24 protein-coding genes are annotated in these 25217 nt (G+C 44.5%); 14 read left to right on the top strand and 10 right to left on the bottom strand.

Going from position 1 to position 25217, the window contains the following annotated elements; translation table 11 throughout:
- Positions 1-14: 14 nt before the first annotated feature.
- The gene (locus B5D06_RS02370) at positions 15-815 is read right to left on the bottom strand and encodes a hypothetical protein (RefSeq protein WP_078736435.1); all 801 of its coding nucleotides are present in this window, start codon (positions 813-815) and stop codon (positions 15-17) included.
- An 847-nt stretch (positions 816-1662) separates the two neighbouring features.
- On the opposite strand from B5D06_RS02370, the gene B5D06_RS02365 reads away from it, so the two are divergent.
- From B5D06_RS02365 to B5D06_RS02350, 4 genes are all read left to right on the top strand, one after another.
- The gene (locus B5D06_RS02365; RefSeq protein WP_078736434.1) at positions 1663-4074 is read left to right on the top strand and encodes an anaerobic ribonucleoside triphosphate reductase; all 2412 of its coding nucleotides are present in this window, start codon (positions 1663-1665) and stop codon (positions 4072-4074) included.
- A gap of 86 nt (positions 4075-4160) precedes the next feature.
- Positions 4161-4673 (top strand): anaerobic ribonucleoside-triphosphate reductase activating protein, encoded by a 513-nt coding sequence (gene nrdG, locus B5D06_RS02360; protein WP_078736542.1) that lies wholly within the window; start codon positions 4161-4163, stop codon positions 4671-4673.
- A gap of 101 nt (positions 4674-4774) precedes the next feature.
- Positions 4775-6643 carry a 2-oxoacid:acceptor oxidoreductase subunit alpha gene (locus tag B5D06_RS02355; protein ID WP_078736433.1) on the top strand — a complete coding sequence of 623 codons (1869 nt, stop codon included), beginning with the start codon at positions 4775-4777 and terminating at the stop codon, positions 6641-6643.
- Between the two features lie 4 nt (positions 6644-6647).
- On the top strand, positions 6648-7694 hold the full coding sequence (locus B5D06_RS02350; protein ID WP_078736432.1) for a 2-oxoacid:ferredoxin oxidoreductase subunit beta: 1047 nt from the start codon (positions 6648-6650) through the stop codon (positions 7692-7694).
- 632 nt (positions 7695-8326) lie between these two features.
- Here the strand turns inward: B5D06_RS02350 and B5D06_RS02345 are convergent.
- Positions 8327-9376 (bottom strand): leucine-rich repeat domain-containing protein, encoded by a 1050-nt coding sequence (locus B5D06_RS02345; protein WP_078736431.1) that lies wholly within the window; start codon positions 9374-9376, stop codon positions 8327-8329.
- Positions 9377-9422: 46 nt separating this feature from the next.
- Positions 9423-10277: a hypothetical protein gene (locus B5D06_RS02340; RefSeq protein ID WP_143742588.1), complete on the bottom strand. Its 855-nt coding sequence runs from the start codon at positions 10275-10277 to the stop codon at positions 9423-9425.
- Positions 10278-10549: 272 nt separating this feature from the next.
- On the opposite strand from B5D06_RS02340, the gene B5D06_RS02335 reads away from it, so the two are divergent.
- Entirely contained in the window at positions 10550-11176 is a 627-nt protein-coding gene (locus tag B5D06_RS02335) for a hypothetical protein (protein ID WP_143742586.1), read from the top strand.
- Positions 11177-11266: 90 nt separating this feature from the next.
- Here B5D06_RS02335 and B5D06_RS08930 read toward each other — a convergent pair whose 3' ends face one another.
- From B5D06_RS08930 to B5D06_RS09040, 6 genes are all read right to left on the bottom strand, one after another.
- Positions 11267-11434, bottom strand: a complete 168-nt coding sequence (locus tag B5D06_RS08930; protein ID WP_159442669.1) for a hypothetical protein — start codon at positions 11432-11434, stop codon at positions 11267-11269.
- Between the two features lie 190 nt (positions 11435-11624).
- Complete coding sequence (locus tag B5D06_RS02330) at positions 11625-12323, bottom strand: S24 family peptidase (RefSeq protein ID WP_078736428.1); 699 nt, start codon at positions 12321-12323, stop codon at positions 11625-11627.
- Positions 12324-12332: 9 nt separating this feature from the next.
- Positions 12333-13403, bottom strand: a complete 1071-nt coding sequence (locus B5D06_RS02325; protein ID WP_078736427.1) for an HpaII family restriction endonuclease — start codon at positions 13401-13403, stop codon at positions 12333-12335.
- 5 nt (positions 13404-13408) lie between these two features.
- Positions 13409-14644, bottom strand: coding sequence for a DNA cytosine methyltransferase (locus B5D06_RS02320; protein ID WP_234989542.1), 1236 nt, complete (start codon positions 14642-14644; stop codon positions 13409-13411).
- 34 nt (positions 14645-14678) lie between these two features.
- The gene (locus tag B5D06_RS09105; RefSeq protein WP_260398608.1) at positions 14679-14810 is read right to left on the bottom strand and encodes a hypothetical protein; all 132 of its coding nucleotides are present in this window, start codon (positions 14808-14810) and stop codon (positions 14679-14681) included.
- Between the two features lie 70 nt (positions 14811-14880).
- Positions 14881-15096 carry a hypothetical protein gene (locus B5D06_RS09040; protein ID WP_143742584.1) on the bottom strand — a complete coding sequence of 72 codons (216 nt, stop codon included), beginning with the start codon at positions 15094-15096 and terminating at the stop codon, positions 14881-14883.
- Positions 15097-15288: 192 nt separating this feature from the next.
- Between B5D06_RS09040 and B5D06_RS02310 the strand changes: the two genes are divergently transcribed.
- From B5D06_RS02310 to B5D06_RS02275, 8 genes are all read left to right on the top strand, one after another.
- Entirely contained in the window at positions 15289-16230 is a 942-nt protein-coding gene (locus B5D06_RS02310) for a DUF4373 domain-containing protein (RefSeq protein ID WP_078736424.1), read from the top strand.
- A gap of 140 nt (positions 16231-16370) precedes the next feature.
- Positions 16371-17117, top strand: coding sequence for a P-loop NTPase family protein (locus B5D06_RS02305; RefSeq protein ID WP_078736423.1), 747 nt, complete (start codon positions 16371-16373; stop codon positions 17115-17117).
- Between the two features lie 335 nt (positions 17118-17452).
- Positions 17453-17722: a hypothetical protein gene (locus B5D06_RS02300; protein ID WP_143742581.1), complete on the top strand. Its 270-nt coding sequence runs from the start codon at positions 17453-17455 to the stop codon at positions 17720-17722.
- 256 nt (positions 17723-17978) lie between these two features.
- Complete coding sequence (locus tag B5D06_RS02295) at positions 17979-19616, top strand: leucine-rich repeat domain-containing protein (RefSeq protein WP_078736421.1); 1638 nt, start codon at positions 17979-17981, stop codon at positions 19614-19616.
- Positions 19617-20280: 664 nt separating this feature from the next.
- Positions 20281-20424, top strand: a complete 144-nt coding sequence (locus B5D06_RS08925; RefSeq protein WP_159442668.1) for a hypothetical protein — start codon at positions 20281-20283, stop codon at positions 20422-20424.
- A gap of 59 nt (positions 20425-20483) precedes the next feature.
- Positions 20484-20843, top strand: coding sequence for a hypothetical protein (locus B5D06_RS02285; protein WP_078736419.1), 360 nt, complete (start codon positions 20484-20486; stop codon positions 20841-20843).
- Positions 20844-21140: 297 nt separating this feature from the next.
- Positions 21141-21866, top strand: a complete 726-nt coding sequence (locus B5D06_RS02280; protein ID WP_078736418.1) for a leucine-rich repeat domain-containing protein — start codon at positions 21141-21143, stop codon at positions 21864-21866.
- A gap of 121 nt (positions 21867-21987) precedes the next feature.
- A complete protein-coding gene (locus B5D06_RS02275; protein ID WP_078736417.1) occupies positions 21988-22677 on the top strand; it encodes a hypothetical protein in 690 nt (229 codons plus the stop codon).
- Between the two features lie 110 nt (positions 22678-22787).
- Here B5D06_RS02275 and B5D06_RS08920 read toward each other — a convergent pair whose 3' ends face one another.
- Positions 22788-22943: a hypothetical protein gene (locus B5D06_RS08920; protein ID WP_159442667.1), complete on the bottom strand. Its 156-nt coding sequence runs from the start codon at positions 22941-22943 to the stop codon at positions 22788-22790.
- Between the two features lie 391 nt (positions 22944-23334).
- On the opposite strand from B5D06_RS08920, the gene B5D06_RS02270 reads away from it, so the two are divergent.
- Positions 23335-25062: a leucine-rich repeat domain-containing protein gene (locus tag B5D06_RS02270; protein WP_078736416.1), complete on the top strand. Its 1728-nt coding sequence runs from the start codon at positions 23335-23337 to the stop codon at positions 25060-25062.
- Positions 25063-25217 lie beyond the last annotated feature (155 nt).

The following is a 25217-nucleotide window of genomic DNA, read 5'->3' as shown; positions in this document are numbered from 1 at the left end:
TCTCGGCAAAGGTACTACGCCTGCTTGTGAGGTTCTATCTTTAAGCGAATGGTGCGCTTTAGCGTTTTACGCGCTGTCTCGGACCGCAACTTATCCACCAAGTGAAACGTGAAGGTGAATACGACATCTTTATCCCTTGCCAATAGAGCTGGCTTGGGAATCCAAAACTCAAACTTCGAATCATACAGACGGCTTTTGCTCCATGCTTCGCTGTCGTCTCCCTTGACTCTATGCCTTTGATTAGGAAAAGAGACACCCTCCTGGCGTTGAAAGTTGTTTTGTATGTACTCTTCATAAGAGTCGAGGACGAACTTCGAGAGGGGAGCAAGGTCTTTGCCCACAGGATACTCTTTCCCAAAGGCGTAGTTGGAGGTAATCTCCACTTTCTCCACCTTTGCCATACAGAAGTTTATATATCTGGCGCAATAGGATTCGTATCTTCTTTCCAATCTTGGACGCCTTTTTTTATAGCCTGTTACATCAAAGTTTTTGAGGTAGTTCGGATGATCGTTACGCACATCACGTAACGCAAAACAGAGCCGAACGAGCAGATTGTCCTTGCTTTCTTCAAGATCGTACTTAATGGTAAGCGTGTCGCCCTGTGACAAAGTAAGCCTTTCATCTTTGGAGAGAGGGAAATGGCTACTACGATGACTGTCGAAAGCTACCAAACTATTGGGCTCATCGGATATATAGCCCACCTTACCAAAGATTTCGTGGCGATTAGCTACTGTTTGATGGTCGAAGCGAATGCAAGAGGCTAAGCCTCCTAATAACAATAGGAATAAAAGTGTTGCTTTAATGTCTGTTTTCATCTGCTCTTATATTTTGTGTTAGTGCTTCTCTTCATTAAAAAGAAATATTATCTATAAGAATAGCTCGACAAATAAAAGGTATTTTTATCACAAATACAAGTATTCTGCAACAAATAAGCAGACAAAAACAAAAAAACTCCCTAACCACTATCAAAGTAGCAACCATACGCCCCTCTTTATTTATACGCGCCCTCAGACATCGGCACAAGATGTGCCTAACTCCCTTTACCTATCCCTTGTCCCTTTTTCACGAAGAAAAAAACTCTTGAACCCACTCAAAAAAATCTATCTACAAGAGCAAAAGTTGCTTTTATCCTGAGCAATTCTCTATTTGCAATCTGCGTATATGTATATTTAGATTGCGTTTATATATATTCAACCTGAATATATGTATATTTAATCTGCAAATAGAGAAAACCTCATAACAAAAGGAGAAAATGGGCATTACAAAAGCATGAAAAGAGTACCTATCCGATGGAAAATTTTGAGCGATCTCTCCCCCACCCTATTATAGGCAGGTATTTTATCTCTTTTTCTATCTTTTTATAGAGTTTATTTTAACATTCTTGCTTGGTTAAAAGTCTCTTTTATTGGAGCTTACAGGTCTCTTTTCGCTCTCTTTCACTTTCTATCGCAACGAATAGGGAGGCTTGACAGAAGAGATATATTTTTCTATATTTGCGGTAGGTTTATGCCCTCAAAGGCATAACCTCTTGGACTATACCCCTTTGTGGTTTTTTGAGCGATCCTGTGGTCTCCACAGAGAGCCGTTGGGGGTACATTATATGTTAAAATGAGAAGGAGTAACGCCCCTCATTAGTGTTAAAATAATTAAAATAGCCTCTTTATGGTTACAACTCGTGAGCAATTATTCATCCTAAAAAGGGATGGTAGCAAACAGCCTTTCGAGGCTGAGAAGATACGTTCGGCCATCATCAAAGCCTACCGTGCAGGGGGTGTAAATCCCGACCCTGCCAAAATCTCTAACATCGTAGCCATTATCGAAACAGCCGTGCAGGCCAACGAACAGCGTATAATGGCCGTGGAGGATATACAAGATATGGTAGAGCGTGAGCTCATGGCGGTAGACCCTTTCATCGCCAAGAAATACATCATTTACAGAGAGTGGCGCACCGTAGAGCGTGATAAGCGCACCCGCCTAAAGCATACCATGGACGGCATCGTAACCATCGAAAAGAACGATACCAACCTGAGCAATGCCAACATGAGTGCCTACACGCCATCGGGACAGATGATGACTTTCGCATCGGAGGTTACCAAAGATTACGCGCGCAAATACTTACTCTCCAACATCTACTCTCGGGCGCATGAGTCGGGCGACATTCACATCCACGATTTGGATTACTACCCCACGAAGACCTCTACCTGTGTGCAGTACGATTTGGAAGACCTCTACGAGCGCGGCTTTTTCACTAAAAACGGCAGTGTACGCACGCCACAGAGCATTCAGTCGTACGCTACGCTCGCGACCATCGTTTTCCAAACCAATCAGAATGAACAGCATGGAGGGCAGGCGATACCCGCTTTTGACTTTTTCATGGCTCCTGGCGTGCGCAAGACTTTTCTCAAACGTCTCGCCACCACGCTCAGCTATTCGCTCCGTTTGGTAGACCCATCGCTGCAGAATACACTCTCGGACGAGGATTTGAGCGACAAAATCAAAGCCCTCTCACCACGTCTGACCGATACCGACAAGGAGGCAATACGCCTCTACGAAGCCCTTAAGGAACAACTCCCCGCCCTTACCCAGTCCATGGTAAAGCTGGCACTGAGCGAGGCATTCCGTCTGACCCGCAAGGATACGCATCAGGCAATGGAGGGCTTCATTCACAACCTCAACACGATGCACTCTCGTGGAGGAAATCAGGTGGTATTCAGCTCTATCAACTATGGAACCGACACCAGTGAAGAGGGGCGTATGGTAATTCGCGAACTGCTCCAAGCCACTGTCGAGGGGTTAGGGCACGGCGAAGTACCCATCTTCCCGATTCAAATCTTCAAGGTAAAAGATGGGATAAATTATTCCGATGAGGATATTACCCTCGCCATGTCGGACTTCGACAAAGCCCTCAATGGCGAATTGAAATTCAAAACGCCCAACTTCGACCTCCTTTTGGAGTCTTGCTATACGAGTGCCAAGGCACTCTTCCCGAACTTTGTCTTCTTAGACACCGAGTTCAACAAAAATGACCTTTGGAAAGCCGACGACCCCAAACGCTACCTCTACGAATTGGCAACGATGGGCTGTCGCACGCGCGTGTATGAAAATGTGCGTGGAGAGAAATCGTCCGTCGGGCGAGGCAACCTCTCTTTTACCTCTATCAATATGCCCCGCTTGGCTATCGAGGCACGCCGTGAGGCGGAGGAACTCTTCCCCGATGGCGATAAGCATACAATACGTATAGAGGCGCGCAGACGCTTTTTGGACGCAGTGCGGCGCATGTCGGAGTTGGTAGCCGACCAGTTGTACGAGCGGTACAGCTACCAACGCACCGCTCTGGCACGCCAATATCCCTTTATGATGGGGAACAATGTTTGGAAAGGTGGCTCCTCGCTGGCTGTGGACGAAGAGGTGGGCGATGTAATCGCTTCGGGAACACTCGGCATCGGGTTTATCGGTGGCCACAATGCCATGGTAGCCATCTACGGAGAGGGACACTCGCACAACAAAGAGGCATGGCAAACGCTCTACGATGCCATTGAGGTAATGAACAGCGTGGCAGAGGACTACAAGCGTAAATACCGCCTCAACTACTCGGTGCTTGCTACTCCTGCCGAGGGGCTTTCGGGACGCTTCACCCGTTTAGACCGCAAGCGTTACGGCATCATACAGGGGGTAAATGATTTGGACTACTATGTAAACTCCTTCCACGTAGATGTGCGTGACCAAGTTACTATCGCAGAGAAGATTCATTTAGAAGCTCCCTTCCATGCCATCACACGGGGCGGACACATCACCTATGTAGAGCTGGACGGCGAAGCGAAAAAGAATCCCGCCGTACTCCTCAAGATTGTGAAGATGATGCACGACGAAGGCATCGGTTACGGCTCTATCAACCACCCCGTAGACACGTGTCGCAGTTGTGGTTACAAGGGGGTAATCTTCGACAAGTGTCCCGTATGCAGCAGCGACAAGATAGCACGCCTAAGGCGTATTACGGGGTATCTGACGGGAAGTCTGGAGTGCTGGAACAGTGCCAAACAAGCCGAGGAACATGATCGTGTGAAGCATCACTAAGAAATATGGTTTTATGAGCATGCCTCCGGTGTCCATCCTTTTTAGGGAGTATGGAAATCGGAGGCTTTTTCAGCCCCTTTACCGAGATGCACCTTTTATATCGTTACCAAGAAACCATAAGCGATGGGCCAGGACTGCGCTACAGTATCTACTTAGCGGGGTGCTCGCACCATTGTCCTGGGTGCCACAATCCGAGTAGCCACGACCCGATGGGGGGCATCGAACTGACCGAGGAGGTGCTGCGAGATATCATTGCCGAGATCAACAGCAACCCTCTTTTAGACGGCATCACTCTTTCCGGTGGCGACCCCTTTTTCAATCCTGCCGAGCTGACCGTACTCTTGCGTCGGTTGCGAGCAGAAACTCAATTACCTATACTTTGTTATACGGGCTACACACTCGAAGAATTGCTCGAAAAGGAGGAGTGTCGGGAGGCACTAACCCTAATAGATACACTGATTGACGGCCGTTTTGTACGCGAGCTGTATGACCCCAATTTACCCTTTCGAGGAAGTAGTAATCAACGGATTATTCATCTTTCTGATGAAAAATACCAATTAATTGTAAGAAAGGGTCTATCTTTGCCGAAGAAAAATTGAGGACGTACAAAAAAACGTAATTAGTTAGAGATAAAAAGAGAGCTAAAACTCTCTCTTACAATAGTACAATACGCAAATCATTTTTTAGTTAAACATTAATCATGAAGGAATCCAAAGATGTAAGACGTCTTGAGGAGGTTGTTATCAGATTTTCTGGAGACTCTGGAGATGGAATGCAGCTGACTGGGACCATCTTTTCGGACCTTTCGGCCGTTTATGGTAACTCTATTGCCACTTTTCCCGACTACCCGGCCGAAATTAGAGCACCACAAGGTACCCTCGGAGGCGTGTCGGGTTTTCAAGTACACATCGGTACCAACCCCGTTTACACCCCAGGAGACTTTGCCGACGTACTCGTGGCAATGAACCCCGCTGCTCTTAAAGTAAACTTGCCGCACATCCGCAAAGACTCTCTGATCATTATCGATACCGATTCGTTTGGAGAGAAAGACCTCGAGAAGGCAGAGTTCAAAACCTTAGATCCCATCGCAGAGCTGGGACTCAATGCCGACCGTGTGGTAGCGGCAGCCATTTCTTCTATGGTTAAAGAGTCGCTTCAAGAGCTACAGCTCGACAATAAGGCAGCCTTGCGTTGCAAGAACATGTTTGCCTTAGGATTGGTATGCTGGCTCTTCGATCGTACACTCGATCATGCGCAAGACTTTATCAACAAGAAGTTTAGCAAGAAAGAAGTAATCCGTCAGGCTAATATCAAAGCTCTCAACGATGGATACAACTATGGTGCGAATACACACGCCCATGCAGGTACTCCTTTTGAGATGCCTTACCGTGTAGAGGGTCAGAAGCAAGAGCCTGGTATATACATGGATATGAACGGTAACAAAGCCACAGCATTGGGGCTTATCGCAGCATCTGAGCGTTCGGGCTTACCCCTCTTCTTGGGTAGTTATCCTATTACGCCCGCAACGGATATTCTTCATGAATTATCAAAACATAAATCTTTAGGTGTCAAGACTGTACAGGCAGAAGACGAGATCGCAGGTATCTGTACCGCTATCGGTGCCTCTTTTGCAGGAGACTTGGCGGTAACCACCACTTCTGGTCCTGGTATTGCTCTTAAGGGCGAGGCTTTGGGCTTGGCTGTGATGGCAGAGCTTCCTTTGGTTATTGTAGACGTACAGCGTGGAGGTCCCTCTACGGGTATGCCTACCAAGAGTGAGCAAACCGACCTTTTGCAAGCCCTCTACGGCCGTAACGGAGAGTCTCCTTTGGTAGTGCTCTCGGCTCAATCGGCTGGCGACTGCTTCCATCAGGCATACTGGGCAGCTAAGATTGCTTTGGAGCATATGACGCCTGTTATCCTCTTGACCGATGCTTACATTGCCAATGGTTCTATGGCATGGCGCATCCCTGAGTACGAAAAGTTCCCCGAAATCAAACCTAACTACGTAGCCAACTATAAGAGCGAAGAGCCTTGGAAGCCTTACCGTCGTAATATGGATAACTTGGTGCGCTATTGGGCTATCCCTGGTATGGAAGGATTCCAACACCGTTTGGGTGGTTTGGAAAAAGACCACAAAACCAGTGCCATCAGCACCAACCCTGACAACCATCAATTGATGGTAGGCTATCGTCAGGCTAAGATTGAGGCTATCTCTCGCGTTATACCTCCGCTCAAAGTAGAGGGCGACCAAGATGCAGACCTGCTCATCGTAGGTTGGGGTGGTACTTACGGACACCTCTATGAGGCTATGCAACGTATGCGCAAAGAGGGTCGTAAGGTGGCACACGCTCACTTTAGCTTTATCAATCCGCTCCCTGCCAACACCAAAGAGGTACTTATGAAGTACAAAAAGGTAGTGATAGCAGAGCAAAACTTGGGTCAGTTGGCATTCTACCTCCGCGGTAGCATCCCTGGCTTCCAACCTTTACAATTCAATCGTGTTAAGGGACAACCCTTCAACGTGGGTCGTTTAGTAGAAGAATTTACCAAAATGATGGAGGCATAAGAGTATGGCACAAGTAGATCAAAATACTCCTCTTACATACACTCCAGTAGTGTACACGGCGAAAGATTTTAAGAGCGACCAGTACGTACGTTGGTGCCCCGGTTGTGGAGACCACGGTGTAGTGTTGGCGTTGCAAAAAGCGATGGCAGAGTTGGGTATCAAACCTCACGAAACAGCCGTTATCTCAGGTATCGGATGCTCTTCTCGTCTTCCTTACTATATGAATACCTATGGCTTCCACACAATCCATGGTCGTGGAGCTGCCATTGCAACAGGTGTTAAGACAGCTCGTCCCGACCTCAGCGTATGGCTCGCCAGTGGCGACGGAGACAGCTTGGCTATCGGTGGTAACCACTTTATCCACGCTTTGCGTCGTAATGTAGATATCAACATTCTCCTCTTCAACAACCGCATCTACGGTTTGACCAAAGGACAGTATTCGCCTACATCTCCCCGCGGATTCGTTTCTAAGAGCTCGCCCTACGGTACAGTAGAAGATCCATTCATACCTGCCGAACTCGTATTCGGTGCTCGTGGACGCTTCTTCGCTCGTAGTTTGGATGTAGACCAGCCTACACTTGTCAACTGCTTGAAGGCAGGAGCACGTCACAAGGGAGCTGCCGTAACCGAAATTTTGGTGAACTGCGTAATCTTCAACGACGGTACCCACAAGCACCTTGCCAACAAGGAAGCACGTGCCGATAAGACCATCCTTTTGGAGCATGGCAAGCGCATGATCTTCGGCAAGAACCTCAATAGGGGTATTGTACAAGATGGTTTTACCCTCAAAGCGGTAACGATCGGCGAAGATGGCTATAAGTTGGAAGATGTGTTGATACACGATGCTCACACGCCCAGCCCCGTGTTGCACACTATGTTGGCGATGATGGACGGCGAGGAGTTGCCTATGGCTATGGGAGTTATCCGTGATGTTCAAGAGCCTTGCTACGACGAATCGGTAGAGCGACAAATTGCAGAAGTACAGGCTACGAACTCTACCCGCACGCTCCGTGAGCTCTTCCTCAAGAGCGACATTTGGGAAGTGAAGTAAGCCCACCCTTTCGGATTAACGGAGAGACTATCCTAACCTATTCACCACGGGGAAGCCCTTGATAAGAGGATACCTTGCCTTGTGGAAGTAAGTAGAAAGGAGATTCGCTCCACCACAAATACAACGAATCTATCTATTGGCACCTCGACCCTCTCGGTCGGGGTGCTTTCTTTTGAGGGAATGCCCTATCTCTCTCCCTCTTGTCCCCATCAAATATTCATAATACTTTTGTAACCACCAGCGGTTACAGGATCTTCTTTGCTGATTCACAGCCACTAACAAAACCATTTCGTCTCTCTTATTCTACCCATCTGCCCCAAAAAGTTCTACCGAGAGGCAAGCTTTCTGAACATAAGAAGCCCCCTAAAAGCGCGACAAAGAAGCTCTTCGGGGGGAATGTTCTGCATTTCTGTATTATGGTACTTTTTTGCTCTCCGAGAGAAACGAAGTTCACGCATACAGGTTTTCTCCTTTTAAGATTAGCTCTCTTAAGAAAGAAAAATCCGTATGCGTGAATGTTAGGGTTACTTATAGCCTAAACCTATATGGAGGGAGAAGTGCTCTCCAATCGTTTTCCCTCTCGGGTTGAGAGATGTAACTATCCTTGATAAGGCTTTAACTGCTATAGATTATTAATTTCCAATAACTACTTTGCGTACCTCCCCATTAGTTAAACGAATAAGGTTGACACCTTTCTGCAATCTATCTAATCGATAACCTTCGATACTATAAATCTCTTCAATATCAGCCGAGTCAAACTCTAAAACTTCTTGTATTGCATTGGGGCTACCAGCATATTCTTTCCACTTATCGTCCCCCACCTTTTCATTGGCAATCCAACCTAAGGCCAAAGCCTTTCTCACTTGATCTACGGTACACACATTACCATCTGGAGGAGCAATAGTATTATCTATAACGGCAAACATAGCTCTTCCATCTGGATTTTGACTATGATCAGGAAGCCCCTCAATAAGTTTATCCATAGCAGTCCCCTTTATATTATTGCGAGAACAATTAACCTCAATAAGAAATCCATTATTGCTTAAATCCAATTCTGTTAATTGATTACCTTCACATCGCATAGTTTGCAATTGTTCATTTTCACGAACATTTAACTCCTTTAGATTGTTATTGCCACAGGTTAAAAGCCACAGGTTTACATTATTTGTTATGTCTAATTCACTTATTTCATTATCTGCTACAGCAAGAGCCTGCAAAAGCCCATTCTGACTAACATTAATCTTTTTAATGCTATTTTTAGATACTGTTAAGGCTTTTAACCTCCTATTTTGAGAAACGTCTATTTCTGTTATTAGATTTTCATGGCAACTAAATATCTCTAAGTTTGTTGCTTGGGAAATATCAATATGAGTTAAGTGTGAAAAAAAACAATACAACACTTTTATATCACCCTTGATAGTAATATTTCCCTCTTCGTCCAACACTGTATAATAAATAAAACCATTGGGTTTATCCTTCCCTCTTAAGGTGGCTCCTTCTACTGTAAAGTTCGCTTTCTCCTCATCTGTTGTTCCTACAGCCTCGATCTCCAAGATGATATCTTGTCCCTTCTTTTGGGTCGTTTTCATGGTGATAACTCCCTCGTTTTGAGCATTAGCAACTCCCAAGCAAGCCATAAATAAGGTTGCGAACAAAGTCGAATAAAGTAATATTCTTTTCATATTTAAAATCTGGATTAATAATTTATGTACACAAATGGATCTTTTTCTACTTCACTATAACCTTACGTACAGCACCATTACTTAAGCAAATAAGGTTGACACCCGGCTCTAATTGTTGCATACGCTCTCCACGCAGATTATAGATTGTAACTATGTCTGCCTGCTCTTGATTTAAGATTTCTTGAAGAGACACATCATCAGATCCATTGTAAGGCATTTCCATACTGTCGTATACAATCCATCCTTTCTCAAAAGCATCTGCAACCTGTTTTTTAGTGCAAATGTTACCATCTTCTTGGGCGTCAACAAACATCAATACACCAGGCTCTTCCATTCCTTTGCGGCTGGGCAACTGTTTGACTATATCATCTACAGGCTCTCCTTTAAGCAGATTGCCGTAGCAAATAAGCCCTGCGAACTCAGCATTATCTTGAGGACAAACAATCTTCGTTAATTGATTATTATTACAGAATATCAATTTAAGGTTGGGTTGTTGCGACAAATCTAACTCCTTTATCTCATTTTCAAAACAGACAATTTCCTCCAACAAAGGATTTTTCGACACATCAAGCTCAGTTAATTTATTCCCATTACAAGTTAACAACTCTAAGGAAGAAGCCTGAGACAAATCAATCTTGGAGATTTCTCCCCTTTCACACATAAATGAGAGTATTTCACCTTTTAGAGTAATTGTTTGAGCGTCTACAATATAGACATTGGTTTTCTTTTTGGTAGCACCCTCTATGGTTACCTTGCCATTGCTTTTAAGGACAAGATTTAACTCCGCTCCTTTTTCCAGCCCAGTAGTGAAAGAAATCTGCTGTTGTGCTAAAAGCACACTCCCTGCAAAGATTAGATTCGTGAGTAGTAAAACACTCGACAATAGTAGTTTTTTATTCATGCTCATAAAAGTATTTGTTTGTATCATCTATATATCATAAAAAATTATCGCAAAAAGCCGTTTTATTAGTAATGCCACATGCCTTTACTTCGCATTTTCAATACTATTTGTCGCTAAGATATAGATTTAATACAAAACAAGCAAAAAACAAAGAAAAAATTTATACTAACATCTGTATACAAACAAAGTATTGCATATATATATATATATCTTTGCGCACGAGGCATGCGAAAAAACATATAAATAAAGTCAGAGCTAAAAATACTCTATCTATGAAAAAAGTATCCATCTTAATTATTGCCATCATTGCATTGGTAACGTCTTATGCACAAGCGCAAAACAAACAATCTTCAAACTGGAATATATCCTTAGGCGTGGGAGCGTCTTCAAGTGAAGCTATGAATCTTGGATTTGCCCAAGGTGCGCAAATCGGATATAGTGTAGGTGTATTTGAGTTTGGAGCATCTTTCAGCCACGCTTTTGCTCAAACCCCCTCTTCTACAAAGAGACACGGACTTGGGTATTGGAATGAAGGGCGAGAAGCGAGTGTACAGATTTCTCAAGGCTCAGAGAATCAAAAGAGAGAGTTTTCTTCTGCCAATACATCTTCTTTCAATCTTTATGTGGGTATCAATCCTCTGAAATGGATTAAAGACAACAAAAGAAACAATCTTACGCTTGCCCTATTGGCGGGTATTGGAGCTTATGATAGTTCCTTTATGATTGATGACCCGAAAGGGCAGACAGTTGATGTTCGTTATGGTACACTTTGGAGCTATGGCGCAAGATGTTCGTACGAGTATATGCTCACCTCTCGCGTAGGTTTAGGCCTCTCTGCCACTTACGATATGGCTCAGCAAAATTTCTATGGATTGACCAATGTGAGTGTGCATTTCTAATCTGTAATTTCGGCGCATGCTTTAGAGGGGGAGAGGGTGCTATTTTATACCCTCTCCTCTTTCTTTTTAGTCGTATTTATCTCTCGCCTTTTATTCACCAAATGGGCAGAGAGCATAGCGGTAGACTTTTCGCACCTCTTGATATTCCAACTTTGCTCTGTGAACCCATCGCTTCTGTGTGCGATGCACAGCCCTTTCTCTCTCGTGGATTCTTTTACGAGGAGGTGATTCGTGATGGGTCGATGTCACGTTGCCCATTACGATTTCCCCCTCTTGGCGAACTCATAAGGATTCCTTATAAGTTCGATTTTGCTCCAATTCGCCATCTACCGTCTACTTCCTGTTTCGTTGGTGTTCGATAGAAGTTGGGCGTGCCTCGTCCCTCTTGTGAGGCGATGGGGTTGCCATGAGGTGCTCGGTGCTCCCTCCGTTTCTACTACTGCCCACATTATGCCAGCAGGGTGTTCGAGATAAATCCTTTCACACGGAAGATGTTGTGGATATTGGCACCGAAAATTTCAAACGGAGCATAGAGCGTTTGGTTCTCATTGTCCGAAATACAACGAATGATGGGCCCGCTCTCCTCATCCTGCCCCACGATGCAGAGACGTTTTATCATGCGTTGTCCATCTCGGGTTACCACCAAGTAGACCTCGCCATTGATGATGGTGTCGACACGTTCGGGCGAAACGACTACTATATCTTTCTCTTTGGCTGTGGGATACATGCTATCGCCCGTCACATTGAAACCGACACACCCCTCATAACCGGGGAAGTTGATGCGCGTGTAAGGCTGTTGCTGTTCGCTATCTTCGATGCCCTCGATGTTGCTTGCCGTGGCGGACATCAAGTAATAGTATTTGAGGCTGTTTTGATCGGTAAGCAGTGCCGATCCCTCTCCCGCCTCCTCCTGCTGGCTCAGGAGCATTCTTCCCTCGCCGTAGAGCAACCATCGGCGGTTCAAATCGGGGTAATGGCGTAAAATATCGTCTAACTTTTCGGAACCAATACCGACCCGCATAGAGGAGATGTAGCCGTTGGAGAGACCACACTGCCCCTCGAAGGCTTTGATAGAAATGCCTATATGGCGGATGAACTGCAAAAGGCGCAGTTTTACGGGACTTATTTCAATGGGAGTAGGTGTCATATTTTTAATTTATTTAAAACGGACTTGAAGGTTGAGCTTTAGCAAGAAGTTTCCATATTGCTCGTATATGTAGCCAAAATCGTGTCTACTGGTGCTTGGAGTTTCAAAGCGAGTATTAAAAAACAAATAGTCCTCTAAATCATTTCGATCAAAGAAGTGATAACAAATAATTTCTCCATCTTCTTTCACTACAATGTAACCTCCATTAGCATGAAATCTTCCATACCAAGGTGAAGAACTCGTCATACCAAGGGCAAAAGCAAGGAGCCACTGTTTAATTTTATAGGTATACATAGGTTGCCCAGATGGAGGCATAATACCCAAGGGATCTTTTCGAGAAATAGTATCACAAATTTCTTCAAGGGTACGACCCGCACCAGAGTAATACTCCAATAGGCTTATGGCTATAATTTTTTCAATCCCTAAATCTAACAGCATTAGATTATTGTGTAACGTCTCATTTGCAACCCCTTGAAAAGAGATTCTTGCCCCAACAGAATGCAAATAGTCAAATTTTCTTCTGAAATTGGGTAAGGCATTACAGTTGTTTTTTTGCTCTTCATTAAACCCATCTATTTTGAAGATGAAATTAGTACCATCTTTATTGGCATTGATAAGAGTAGATGCCGCTCCTAACCTCGATTTTATACTGTACCCTAACTCTGGTTTAGCTCCCGTGTGAAGATTATGAATCACAATACGAATATCTGCCTTATCGGAAGATTTTGCCTTGACTGTTGTATTGTGAATCAAATCCATAAAAGGGTGCAAGTGTGGAAATTCTGCTGTTCCACTCATAGCCTTTATACCCTCCAACAAAAGTCCTGCTTGGCTCCTAAAGACTTCTTGAGGCACTGTTACACTCGCCTCTGCTCCTGTAATTAAAATAGAATCGTCTTCTCTTTGTATTTTATAACTGGTTCTATTAGGAGCATCGTCTCTAAAAACCTCCAGTATAGGGTAGCACCTATCTTCATAGCGATTAAGACGTCCATCTGCAGAGAAAATTACCCCCTCAGAAAGTAACTTGAGGAATGCGTAAAATTCACTCCACTCTCCTTTGTTTCCCGAAAAGCCCATAGTAGCTAAAGATTTAATTTGTTTAGTATTTCCTGAGCTGTTGCTCGAATGGCCGGCACGGCAACAGAGTTACCAAATTGTTTGTATGCAGACGCATCGGCAACATCGATGACAAAACTATCTGGAAAGCCTTGTAACCTTGCCCACTCCCTTGGGGTCATTCGTCTAATTCCTAATCTATTTATTTCTCCTTTTATATGAGTAACAGGGGTAAAGTCTTCTAATCTCTTGTCTACGACTAAATTGCGTTCTCTTCCCATCCCCCCTACTACAATGGCATTGGCAATCCCTGTATCAGGAATTATCTGGTAACCAAATCCATTACCTTTAGAGGCATGTCGTTCTTTATGCTCGATAAGTGTTTTTAGATATTGTGTAGAAAGATAGTATTTGGCCGATACAACTTTTTCTTCCCTTATGTCTGCAAAAGTCTTTCTAATATTCATAGGCAAAGGGTAGGAAAAATCTGTTATATTTTGATCTCCTCTAAAGCCTACAATATAAATTCTCTCTCGCTGTTGTGGAAGCCCAAAATCTTTTGCATTTAAAACTTCTGGATTAGGGACATAATAGCCTAAATCTTCTCTCAAGATTTTTAGCATTGTTTTAAGGGTAGTGCCTCTATTGTGAGAGATTAAACCTTTTACATTTTCCAGAAAAAATGCCCGAGGACGCTTCCTATCAATTATTTCGGCTACATCAAAAAAAAGAGTTCCTCTTGCCTCGGCAAAACCGAGTCTTCTGCCTGCTAAAGAAAACGATTGACATGGAAAACCAGCACACAACAAATCGAACCCATCTGGAATAAAACTTTTCGTTACTTCCTCTGTTATGTCTCCAAAGGGATACTCTCCATAATTTAGGAAATATGTTTTTTGAGCCTGCTTATCCCATTCAGAAGAAAAGACGCATTTCCCCCCCAACTGCTGCAAAGCCATTCTAAAACCTCCAATACCCGCAAAAAGATCCACAAAAGTGAACTTGTAGTCTTTAATAGGAAGAAATGGAGCAGATTGCATTTCATGCCCAAAAGAGAGAATTTCCTGCTCTTTATAATCACTTATTATTTTCTCCACATAAGCCTGATAGTACTTTTCAAAGGGAGTTCCTCTATTTTGCAAATAGTGTGAAAAAAGAGAGAACTTGTACTCTGGAATAGAGTTCAAAGCCAGACTATTTGCCCCCTTTTTTTCTTTCTCCATTACAGCAAACTCTTTCTCTGCTATGAGTAAATTATTCATACACATTTGAATGCCTATCCTCCTGTTCCCAAAGTTAAGGTAATGTTTTTATCAAACCATACAGACCACACTGCCCCTCGAAGGCTTTAATAGAAATGCCTACATGGCGGATGAACTGCAAAAGGCGCAGTTTTACGGGACTTATTTCAATGGGAGTAGGTGTCATATTTTTCTCTTTTTTGTTTTTCTATTTTTCTCTTCGCCCCACCCTCGGTACATGGGCGACTATAAAGTCTCTATTCGGTTGTTCTATTCTTCGGAACATTCTCTATCACCTCTCGGAACTTGTTCCGAACAATAGAGCAGCATCGAGCGTGGCTTTTCCCCTCCCTCTTGTCTCTTCCTCGAGAGGAGCCAGCATAGCCCCATGCGGCCACATCGGCAGGGAAACAATCCACATAATACACTCTATTACAACAGCCTTTCTCTCCTATACAAACTCGAGTTTGCATAGGAGGAAACGCCACTTTACATAGGTCATAACGAGTTATTCGACAGATGCAAAGGCTCAATAGAGCTTGCTCTAATAAATAGAACATTATTAGAAAATGTTCTATATTTGCATAGAGAATGCTCCTACACCTGTAAAAGTACTACTTTTCACCTAAAGCACAAAGGAGCTCCACAAAAAGACGAAAATTTCTATGAAAGAAGCCTACTATTTTTCGCACGACAGCAATGCTTCGCGCGACCCCAAAATGATAGCCGTGCGACGGAGATTTGGCGCTATGGGCTATGGTGTTTACTTCATGATTATCGAGCGACTTCGAGAGGAGGGCGACTACACCTACAGTTGCAACTATGCCGATTTGGCATACGACATACAGGTAGAAGAAGAGGTGGTGCGTGCCATCGTGGAGGAGTTTGACCTCTTTGCCTTCACCGAGTGTGGCGAGCGTTTCTACTCGCCCAGTCTGCTCCGCCGTATGGAATTGATGGAGGCAGCACTGCAAGAAAAGGGCAAAAACGGTGCCAGTAGGAGCAGGCGGACGGGCATCCCCCGAGGCAACCCCAACTTCCAACTAGGACGCTCTAACCCCTACAAAGATAAAATCGAAGAAAATAGAGAGAACCCCGATAAAATCAATAATTCCGATAATTCGGTAGATAATTCTCTAACCATAATTCCGAATTATGACAACGATGCAGCAATAGCAAAAGATAATTCTGCACCGAATTATGAACGAATTATGCCCCCTATAAAAGAAAAGAAAGAAAAGGAAAGCAAACCTAATGAAACTCAAGAGGGAGGGGATGCGCCCGAGGCATGCCACTCCGCGACACGCTTCGTAGCCCCCACCGAGGGGGAGGTAGCATTGTTCGTTAGGGAGGGTGGTTATGAGGTGGATGCCGAGCGGTTTGTTTCGTTCTATGCCTCCAAGGGCTGGATGGTAGGGCGCAACAAGATGAAAGACTGGCGGGCTGCCGTACGCAACTGGAACCGCCGTGAAAAGCAGACGGAGCGCAATGCACTGCCCCTCGAAGTGCGCACAAGGGGAGTCCCCACGGCACGGTCGGCAACAGGAGGGCGAGAGGCGGAGCTTGGGATGCGATTCAACCGAGATGCCAATACCGAGTGGGAGTAAAGGTGCGCATCCTGCCCCATGGTTGGGCTTGCTGTAAAGCTCTTGGCGAGGAATAGCCGCAGCGATACGATGGAAATTGGGACAAAAAGCTCTGAGCGACAAGCAATTTCCACAAAAAAAGACAAGAACAAGATCATATCATGAACAAAAACGAAACGAGAAAGCACGGCATCCGAGTAGATCGGCTCCTCCAAATGGTGCGAGAGCGGGGCCTCTTCCCCCTTATCGAGCGTCACGCCATGAACATCAGCCAAGCCAGTTACGAGACTGCTTTTCTGGAGGTGGCTCGCCTACTACTTCCGCACGGCTTCACCATCGATGAGCACAACAGAAGCGCGATTTTTTACCTCCTGCAGTGGCTGGAGGGAAGCCCCAATGCTCAGCAACAAGACCCCGAGAGCGGAGTGCAATGCCCTGCCAACCTAAGCAAAGGGTTCTATGTGTGTGGCCCTACGGGAACGGGTAAAACACTGGTAATGAACATCCTATCGGAGCTTTGTGCCAATCTGGGCATCACGTATCGTATGGGTGATCAACGCTTTCCTCTCTCGTGGCAGAGCATCCGAGCAAGTACCATTTGCATGCAGTATGTGCGGGAGGGTCGGCTGGACGCCTTTATCGAGCCGCGCGTACTTTGCATACAAGATCTGGGGGCCGAACCGAGAGAGGTGCTCTACATGGGCAATCGGGTGGAACTACTCCGCACCATCATCGAGGAGCGTGGCGATCGGCACGACTGCATAACGCACTTCACGAGCAATTACCGTCTGGCAGGCCAACAGCTCCTGCAATGCTACGGAATACGGGCTGTATCGCGCCTCTTCGAGATGTGTAACTATGTGGAAATGAAAGGCGATGACCGACGAAAAAGAGGGCGGGAAAAATAAAAACAGTTCCTTGTTTCCCAACAAAGAACTGTAATGGTTTATTTTCTTGTATTCTTGTCTCTAATGAGATACGGCAAAGATAGTATTTTTTACAATAAACAAACAAGCGAAAAACACCTTTAGAGAGAATTTTAAGAAAATATAACGACACCTATAAGTTAAAGGATGAGCAAACAGCTTTCGCAAGGGCTATTTCTTGCCCCAAAAAGTATTTAACAAAACTCATCACAGAAAAGAAAAAAGATAGGACAAATAGCAAATAAAAGCGAGCAAAAAATCCCCAAAAGACAAAACAACCCGAATTTCAACAAGAAACTTTAATGGAGAAGAACACTATGACAAAGAGTAAATGGCTGCCAGAGCCAATAAAAACAGCAATAAGTAATACCTTTGAAAAAGTCCGCACGTCGGGCGAGTTCAAACACCTCTGCATACAAAACGCCGTGCGTCAGCTGGGAGGTTATGGCCGTACCATGCAACTGCTGGACTATCTGCAAGTGCAGGGGCGTATGAGCAAACAGGAAAAAAGCGACATACGCAAGCTTATCAACACCGCTTTCTCTGAAATCGAAGATCGGGAGAACCGTCGCCATGGCATCGAGTAGTACAATTTAAACTGCGTGCATAAAATTGGACTATAAGCTTTTGAAAATGCAATCGAATCGCACTTTGGACAAATACAAAGATTTGATTATTTTTGCCATTATTTGACAAGCAAGCTCAGGATAAAGGACTTGAACCTTGCTACATCATTAAAAATCGTTTTCATATTTATCGGTAAGTAATAAGGTTCGGTCTTTCGTTCAATAAAGAAAAAAACAACAAAAACAATGTATAAACCCCTCAATAATTAATTGATTCATGAAAAAAAGACATTTACTAATAGGTTTCATTTCTGGCCTTGTGGCACTCTTCACTGCCACCTCCGCCATGGCGCAAAGCCAAATCACGATGAAAACGAAGAAAGCCGTGGGCGCAACCGTCCAATTAGAGATTAAAGCCGAGGGAGACTTCACCGTAGAGGGAGCTACCTTAAAAGGGGAAAATCAGTACGAACTCTCCGATGTAGAGGGTAACATCGTTATCAAGGGCGATATACAGAGCTTGGTCTGCGCAAGCTTAGAGCTTACTGAGCTCGACGTTACCCAAGCTCCCAACCTGACGTCGCTTGACTGCAAGAGCAATAGGCTCTACTCTCTCAACCTTAGTGAGAACAAAAAGCTGAGAAACCTATCTTGCTCCAGTAACAAAATAGGACGCCTCGAACTGGCAACGGATGGTAACTTGGAGACTATAGACTGCTCGAAAAACGAGTTGAAAGGGGGAGGTATGCAACTATTTTTGGGTACGCTTCCCGAGCGTGAGAATACAGAAGTCAAGGGCAAATTTATGGTAATAAACAATGAAGAAGCTCCCGATGGTAATATCCTCACTCAATATCAAGTAAATGCCACCAAGAAGAAAGGATGGTTGCCTCAAGAGTGGAATAAGGCGCAGAATAAATGGATTGACTATGCGGGTACGGAGCATGTAGTGGGCAAAGGAGTTATGACGCTAACTACTACCAAAAAGAAAGGAGAGACGTTCACCTTGACAATAGGCTTTATGGATTGTGTACATCCAGAACACTACGAAGTAGAAGGTGGCGAAGTGGTCGATGCGATAAATAGCGTTGTAACCTACCGATTGACCAACGAGCAGGGACGCATTACCATCAAGGGCGACTTGAGTTACTTAATCTGTATGGACAATCAAATTACCGCTTTGGATGTGAGCAATAACCCCCAATTAAAGCGTCTTATCTGTGGAAAGAATCTGCTGAAAACACTCGATGTAAGTGCCTTACCCTATTTAGAGGATTTGGATTGTTGTAGCAACGAACTCTCCACGTTGGACGTAAGTCATAACCCTCTTTTGAGTTCTCTTCATTGCGACAATAATAATCTCTCGTCGTTAGATGTGCGTGCCAATAAGGAGTTAAGATCTCTCTCCTGCTATAACAATCGCCTATCAACGATAGACCTCTCGCGTAACCCCAAACTTTATTTTCTTATATGCAGTCGTAATCAAATCTCTACCTTAGACTTTAGCCACAATCCCAATATGGAATATGTAGATTGCTCTCAAAACAATATCAACGGAGAGGCTATGGATGCTCTTATCGCTTCACTTGTCGACCGTGTCCAAGAGAGCCAAAAAGGAGAGTTTAGGGTGGTAAACACAAAGCGAGGAGACGAAAAAAATATCTGCACTAAAAAGCAGGTAGCTGCACTAAAAGCTCGTGGATGGATTGCCAAGGCATACAAAAAGGAAGGGGACAGCTGGGTCGAGTATCCTGGCAACGATGTAGCTATCGACGAAGTATTGGCGAGCGAAGGGGCAACCATCGTGGCGATATACAGCGTGGATGGGCGTCGCCTTGCCGAATTGCAACAAGGCGTGAACATCGTCTGCCTAAGCAATGGAAAAACCCGTAAAATACTCGTATCCAACAAGTAATAAGCGGTAATATAGATACTATACTTGTAAAAGGAGTTCCCTATTGGGAGCTCTTTTTTTATTTCCTGAATGCTGTGCCCAAACTCTGAAAAGAAAAGTTATGACCTTATGGGAAGAAGAGTTTAGACCCACGGAAACTTTTCCTTCCTCTTATAGCTCAAAAGTAGCCCCCTTAGCAAAGAGAAAGCAGGTATAAACATCATCGGGATAAGCAATCGCAAGGAGTGCAAAATACTCCCTATACCCCTCTTCATTATCCAAAAGAGAAAGACAATAGCAGGGGGAAACCACTCGCTAAATGTTAAAACGACAAGCTCCTCGCCCCAACTTCGATTCCCTCAGAAAAGGCAGAAGAGGCTCAAAATTCTTTTCAGGGCGATAGTGAAAAATCGGACATCAAAAATAGCACCTTACAAACTGTCTAACAACAGGTTATAAAGAACCGATGTCCGAATATGACGATTTTAACGCTCTGTTACATGTCCGAATTTGACTGTTTTTTGGCAGAAATTGATAAATAACCTCCCAAGAAAAAGTACGAATTTTGCGATCTAATTGAAAGCATAGTTTTTCTCTCCACAGAGGAAATGTTAAAAACAAAGAGCTTCGAAGAGTGCCTCCGAAAAGGCTCGCAGCAATAACAATACAACCAAATAAAGACAAAATGAGAAAAAAACATTTACTCACGGGCATACTCTTTGCCCTCTTGGCATTATTAACCGCCACCACCACTATGGCGCAAAGCCAAATCACAATGAAGACGACAAAAACCCGAGGCGAAACCATCAACTTACGCAACTCGAAGTAAACTCTTGTGAGTTACTGACCCTACTGTCCTGCGCACAAAACAAGATAAAAGGAGGAAACATGGACGCCCTTATCGCCTCGCTGCCTGACCGAAGTAGTCAAGAGCAAAAAGGGGAGTTCCAAGTAGTAAACTTTTTAAACCCCCAGTATCCAGAGGGAAATGTTTGTACTAAAAAGCAGGTGGCTGCGGCAAAAGCGCGTGGTTGGACACCCCTCAAGTACATAAGCGATGAGGAAATAGTAGACTACGAGCGTAGCGAAGAGGTTGCCATCGATGCAATCTTAACTCAAGAGGAGGCTACCATCATCGCCATTTACAGTGTCGATGGGCGTCGCCTTGCCGAATTGCAACAAGGTGTGAACATCGTGCGCCTAAGCAATGGACAAACACGCAAAGTACTCATCACCGACAAGCAATAAACCAACTACTCTACTACTACAAAAATATATCCAGTAGTATGCTCTACGGGATAGAACTAAAATATTCTTGTCTTTGGCTCTGCCCTTTAGCTTACCTACACAATGGGACGCTATGAGGGCGGAGCATAGAGATAGAAAGATAGCAATAGGATGCTTGACTATTTTTTGAAAGATAAAATATTGAATACAAAACGGACATAAAAGATTATGAAGCACAAACAATTATTACAGGGCTTATTCATAGCCCTTATGGTACTACTTTCCTTTACAGGAATAGAGGCACAATAGCAAATCACGATGACCACAAGCAAGGCTGCAGGTGAGGAGATAAGAATGGATTTAAAGTGTCATACAAACTTTGAGGTGGAGGGGGCAATCCATAAGGAAGGCATTTACTACACGGTAACTGCAACTGATGGGCGCATTATCCTCAAAGGCGATATATTTTCGCTCACTTGCTCCGACAATCAGCTTACTCAACTTGATATAAGTAAAAACTCCTATATGCAGGCACTCTACTGCCATAACAATAAGCTTACCCAACTCGATCTGAGTAAGAACCTCTATATACAGGTACTCCACTGCCATAACAATCAGCTCTCCCAACTCAACGTGAGCCAAAATACCAAGTTACAAGAACTCGACTGCTCTGAGAACCAAATCAAAAAAGAGGCAATGGATGCCCTTATCGCCTCCCTACCCGACCGTAGCAAAGAGGAAGAAAAGGGAGACTTTATAGTTATAGATACCGACGGAATAGAAGCGAACGTTTGCACCGAAAAACAGGTGGCTAATGCACACGCCAAGGGATGGATACCCAAAAAGTGGGAGAACGGAGATCGCGTAGACTACGAGGGCAGCGAAGATGTGGCTATTGATGCAATCTTAGCACAAGAGGAGGCTACCATCATCGCCATTTACAGTGTCGATGGGCGTCGCCTTGCCGAATTGCAACAGGGCGTGAACATCGTCCGCCTAAGTAATGGAAAAACGCACAAAGTACTCATCACCGACAAGCAATAAACCACAACAATGCCTTTCCTCTCACATGCAGAGGAGGGGCATTGCTCCGCATTAAACAGAAAGTAACTCAACAAAATAATCGTATTTTAGCCCTCTCAATAGAGGGGCTCAAGAAAACAAAATGATGAAAAGTAAAATATTACTATCCCTACTCACAGTAGGCTTACTTGCAGCATACAGTACAGGTCAGACAACGGCTCAAGTCGACAAGCAGCCTCAACTGGCAGAGAAAGGACGTAACATCGAAGAGATTGTCCCTAAAGGTTGGAAGGAACAACACGCAATAGGAGACCTCAACAAAGATGGTATCAAGGATATTGTCTTGGTGGCTCTCCCCAACAACCCTAACCACATCAAAACAAGAGAAGACGGCTATCAGTACAACTTCAACCCTAAACTTCTGGCTATCTATTTCGGCTCCTCTTCGGGCGTCTATAAGCGTTTCAAAGTCTGGGATAAGGCACTACCTGCCCGTGCAGATGAGTATGCAGACTGCGAGGCCGACCTCTCCATAACACCCAAAGGTGCACTTGACATCACGGTCTCTTTCTGGACAAGCATGGGCACAGCCGATGCGGGTAATACGACGTACAGATATAGATTTCAGTCGGGCGACTTCTATCTCATCGGCCAAGAGGATACCAGTTTTAGCCGCATGACTGGAAAGGGAGAGACGGTTAGCATCAACTATCTTACGGGCGACCAAATCACCACCACGGGCAATATAATGGAGAATAAGGGCCTGAAAACCCGAAAAACGAAGCTCAAGAAAGAGCCTTTAGCTCGCTTAGGCTCGTTCTATATGGAATAATGCAACAGGCTATTATGATAGGGCAAGATGCCCGCAATCCTCGCAGAGACTATCTTTTATAAAACTTGACTGCTACCCCTGAGTAACCATGCTCTTGGGTAGCTTTCTTTTTAGCAAGTTACCCTCCTCCCCGAGTAGGGCGAACCGCCACCTCCGCTCAAGTCTCCTCCATAAAAGAACTCGCGTCGGAGGGTTACCCCCTGTCTTGTAAAAAGTTGCCTCCTATGCCAACTCAACTTTCCTCCTGTGCCAACTTCGGTTTCCATATATCTAAACTTTGGTTCCCTCCTATGCAAACTTGTGTTCGCTTGCCCCACCCCCAAGTATCATGACACAACGGAGCCTCTCAAATACCTCGCCCAACGTGGATAAATAGCGGCTTTCAGCATGAGAGCGACCCTCATCTGCAAGAGCAAAAATAGGGCAAGTGGAGAGCGATGAATCAAAGTTTTAGTATTTATTAATAGCCAGATTCAAATAAAATCTCCAATTTTGTGTTTCGAAAAACATATACTATTGCCAACCTTAACTATAAAAATAGGTCAAAAAAGAAACGGAAACAGTGTATTATCTCCCTTTTTGAGACGAATACCACTAACTCTAAAATCAACAACTATCTAATAATACGTATAACCACAAACCAAAATAAATATGTCAATGAAAAGACTTTTAACCACCACATTTATTGCATTTATAGCTTTGCTCTCAGCAATATCGGCTATAGCACAGGAACAGATTACCCTAACAACCACAAGAAAAGCGGGCGAAACGCTAAAACTATACATCTTTGGTACAGGCCCTACGACCGTAGAGGGTGCCACTCTCGCCAGCGGAGTAACCTACAGAATTACGGCAACCGATGGCATCATAACGATAAAAGGCATGCTGAGCGAACTTAATTGTAGCGAAAATGAAATCGTTGCCATAGATTTATCGAAGAGTACCCATCTAAATAACCTCGACTGCTCTTCCAACAACCTTGTAGCTCTGGATGTATCTACTAACAAGCAACTTAAACGCCTCTTTATACATCGTAATAAGCTATCGGCTGGAGCTATGGATAAGCTTATCGCCTCCCTACCCGACCGTAAGGGGCAAGAACCGCAAGGATTTTTTGGAGTAGTAGACGGTAACAGTGCCAACGAAAACAATGTCTGCTCCAAAGCACACGTGGCAGCCGCTCATGCTCGTGGGTGGGACAGCAAAATATGGAATGGGAACAGTTTTAATGCCTTTGAAGGACGTGATTTAGAGATCGGGAAAGGCATCATCACGATGCGTACTTCTCTCCCCAAGGGGCAAATGGTAAGGTTCTCCCTAAAGGCCTCTAAGGACTTTTCCGTAGAGGGTGCTATCTGGGAAGCCCCCGAAAAGTATAAGATTACAAGCGACGACGGTACGATAACCCTCAGGGGAGATATCACAAACTTTACGTGTGAAAGCAATAAGCTCACAATGCTTGATGTAAGCCAAAATAGCACGTTGAAAACACTCCACTGCAATGGGAATGACCTCACCGAGTTGAACCTCACAAACAACACCGAGTTGGAAGAGCTTAAATGCTTTAGCAACAACCTTACCGCTTTGAACATTAGTCAGAACTCAAAGCTCAAAAGGCTCTACTGCTCGTACAACCGACTCACACAACTCGATGTTACGAAAAACGAACTCTTAGAGGAGTTTCACTGCTACAACAACCAACTCTCGGAGCTCAATGTTACGATGAATAAAAAGCTGCGAGAACTCGGTTGCCTCTCCAACAAAATCAGCTCTTTAGATTTGAGCCAAAACGGCGAACTGTTAGAGCTTTACTGCTCCGAGAACCAACTCACCGAACTCAACGTGTCAAAAAACACCCAACTTCTACGTCTCAGTTGCTCTCAAAATGCCCTTACACTCTTAGATTTGAGCCAAAACATTGCCTTGCACGCCCTATACTGCACTGACAATAAATTCACGCAAATAGATCTTAAGGCTAATATAAACTTGAGAGAACTCAACTGCTCTCAAAACTCTATCAAAGGCGAGGCGATGGATGCTCTCATCGCATCTCTCCCAGACCTTCACGAGAAGAGCGAAGAGGAGGGCGATGTCTTCTTCGGAGTAATCAATCACCAAGCAGGCGGTGAAGGCAACGTTTGCACCAAAAAGCAGGTGGCTGCAGCTCGCGCTCGTGGCTGGATAGCCCAAGAGTATAAAGGCTCTGAATGGGTAGATTACGAGGGTAGCGAAGAGGTTGCTATCGACGAAGTACTCGCCAATGAGGAGGCTACCATCATGGCCATCTACAGTATCGAGGGGCATCGTCTCAACGAATTGCAAGAGGGGATAAATATCATCCGCCTAAGCAACGGTCAAACCCGTAAAATATTTGTAGGACGCTAATCGCAAGGTACGCTACACGTTACCGTAAGCGCGTAGCATAAATCTAAATATCTACGAAAGGAGGGCTGTGGCGAATTCAGTTTTGCCACAGCCCTCTTTTTTCTCTTTAGGATTTTACTTACTTCTTAAACACTTTCACGCCATCTACAATGTAG

The sequence above is a fragment of the Porphyromonas circumdentaria genome (assembly GCF_900167105.1).
Taxonomy (GTDB): domain Bacteria; phylum Bacteroidota; class Bacteroidia; order Bacteroidales; family Porphyromonadaceae; genus Porphyromonas; species Porphyromonas circumdentaria.
Note: the sequence above shows the minus strand (reverse complement) of the source record. Positions and strands in the feature narration are given on the sequence as shown.

Bases quoted from the DNA above. Each gene is read 5' to 3' on its own strand.
- B5D06_RS02370 (WP_078736435.1), bottom strand. From the start codon at position 815: ATGAAAACAGACATTAAAGCAACACTTTTATTCCTATTGTTATTAGGA.
- B5D06_RS02365 (WP_078736434.1), top strand. From the start codon at position 1,663: ATGGTTACAACTCGTGAGCAATTATTCATCCTAAAAAGGGATGGTAGC.
- nrdG (WP_078736542.1), top strand. From the start codon at position 4,161: ATGCACCTTTTATATCGTTACCAAGAAACCATAAGCGATGGGCCAGGA.
- B5D06_RS02355 (WP_078736433.1), top strand. From the start codon at position 4,775: ATGAAGGAATCCAAAGATGTAAGACGTCTTGAGGAGGTTGTTATCAGA.
- B5D06_RS02350 (WP_078736432.1), top strand. From the start codon at position 6,648: ATGGCACAAGTAGATCAAAATACTCCTCTTACATACACTCCAGTAGTG.
- B5D06_RS02345 (WP_078736431.1), bottom strand. From the start codon at position 9,376: ATGAAAAGAATATTACTTTATTCGACTTTGTTCGCAACCTTATTTATG.
- B5D06_RS02340 (WP_143742588.1), bottom strand. From the start codon at position 10,277: ATGAATAAAAAACTACTATTGTCGAGTGTTTTACTACTCACGAATCTA.
- B5D06_RS02335 (WP_143742586.1), top strand. From the start codon at position 10,550: ATGAAAAAAGTATCCATCTTAATTATTGCCATCATTGCATTGGTAACG.
- B5D06_RS08930 (WP_159442669.1), bottom strand. From the start codon at position 11,434: ATGGGCAACGTGACATCGACCCATCACGAATCACCTCCTCGTAAAAGA.
- B5D06_RS02330 (WP_078736428.1), bottom strand. From the start codon at position 12,323: ATGACACCTACTCCCATTGAAATAAGTCCCGTAAAACTGCGCCTTTTG.
- B5D06_RS02325 (WP_078736427.1), bottom strand. From the start codon at position 13,403: ATGGGCTTTTCGGGAAACAAAGGAGAGTGGAGTGAATTTTACGCATTC.
- B5D06_RS02320 (WP_234989542.1), bottom strand. From the start codon at position 14,644: ATGAATAATTTACTCATAGCAGAGAAAGAGTTTGCTGTAATGGAGAAA.
- B5D06_RS09105 (WP_260398608.1), bottom strand. From the start codon at position 14,810: ATGACACCTACTCCCATTGAAATAAGTCCCGTAAAACTGCGCCTTTTG.
- B5D06_RS09040 (WP_143742584.1), bottom strand. From the start codon at position 15,096: ATGCAAACTCGAGTTTGTATAGGAGAGAAAGGCTGTTGTAATAGAGTG.
- B5D06_RS02310 (WP_078736424.1), top strand. From the start codon at position 15,289: ATGAAAGAAGCCTACTATTTTTCGCACGACAGCAATGCTTCGCGCGAC.
- B5D06_RS02305 (WP_078736423.1), top strand. From the start codon at position 16,371: ATGAACAAAAACGAAACGAGAAAGCACGGCATCCGAGTAGATCGGCTC.
- B5D06_RS02300 (WP_143742581.1), top strand. From the start codon at position 17,453: ATGACAAAGAGTAAATGGCTGCCAGAGCCAATAAAAACAGCAATAAGT.
- B5D06_RS02295 (WP_078736421.1), top strand. From the start codon at position 17,979: ATGAAAAAAAGACATTTACTAATAGGTTTCATTTCTGGCCTTGTGGCA.
- B5D06_RS08925 (WP_159442668.1), top strand. From the start codon at position 20,281: ATGAGAAAAAAACATTTACTCACGGGCATACTCTTTGCCCTCTTGGCA.
- B5D06_RS02285 (WP_078736419.1), top strand. From the start codon at position 20,484: ATGGACGCCCTTATCGCCTCGCTGCCTGACCGAAGTAGTCAAGAGCAA.
- B5D06_RS02280 (WP_078736418.1), top strand. From the start codon at position 21,141: ATGACCACAAGCAAGGCTGCAGGTGAGGAGATAAGAATGGATTTAAAG.
- B5D06_RS02275 (WP_078736417.1), top strand. From the start codon at position 21,988: ATGATGAAAAGTAAAATATTACTATCCCTACTCACAGTAGGCTTACTT.
- B5D06_RS08920 (WP_159442667.1), bottom strand. From the start codon at position 22,943: ATGGAAACCGAAGTTGGCACAGGAGGAAAGTTGAGTTGGCATAGGAGG.
- B5D06_RS02270 (WP_078736416.1), top strand. From the start codon at position 23,335: ATGAAAAGACTTTTAACCACCACATTTATTGCATTTATAGCTTTGCTC.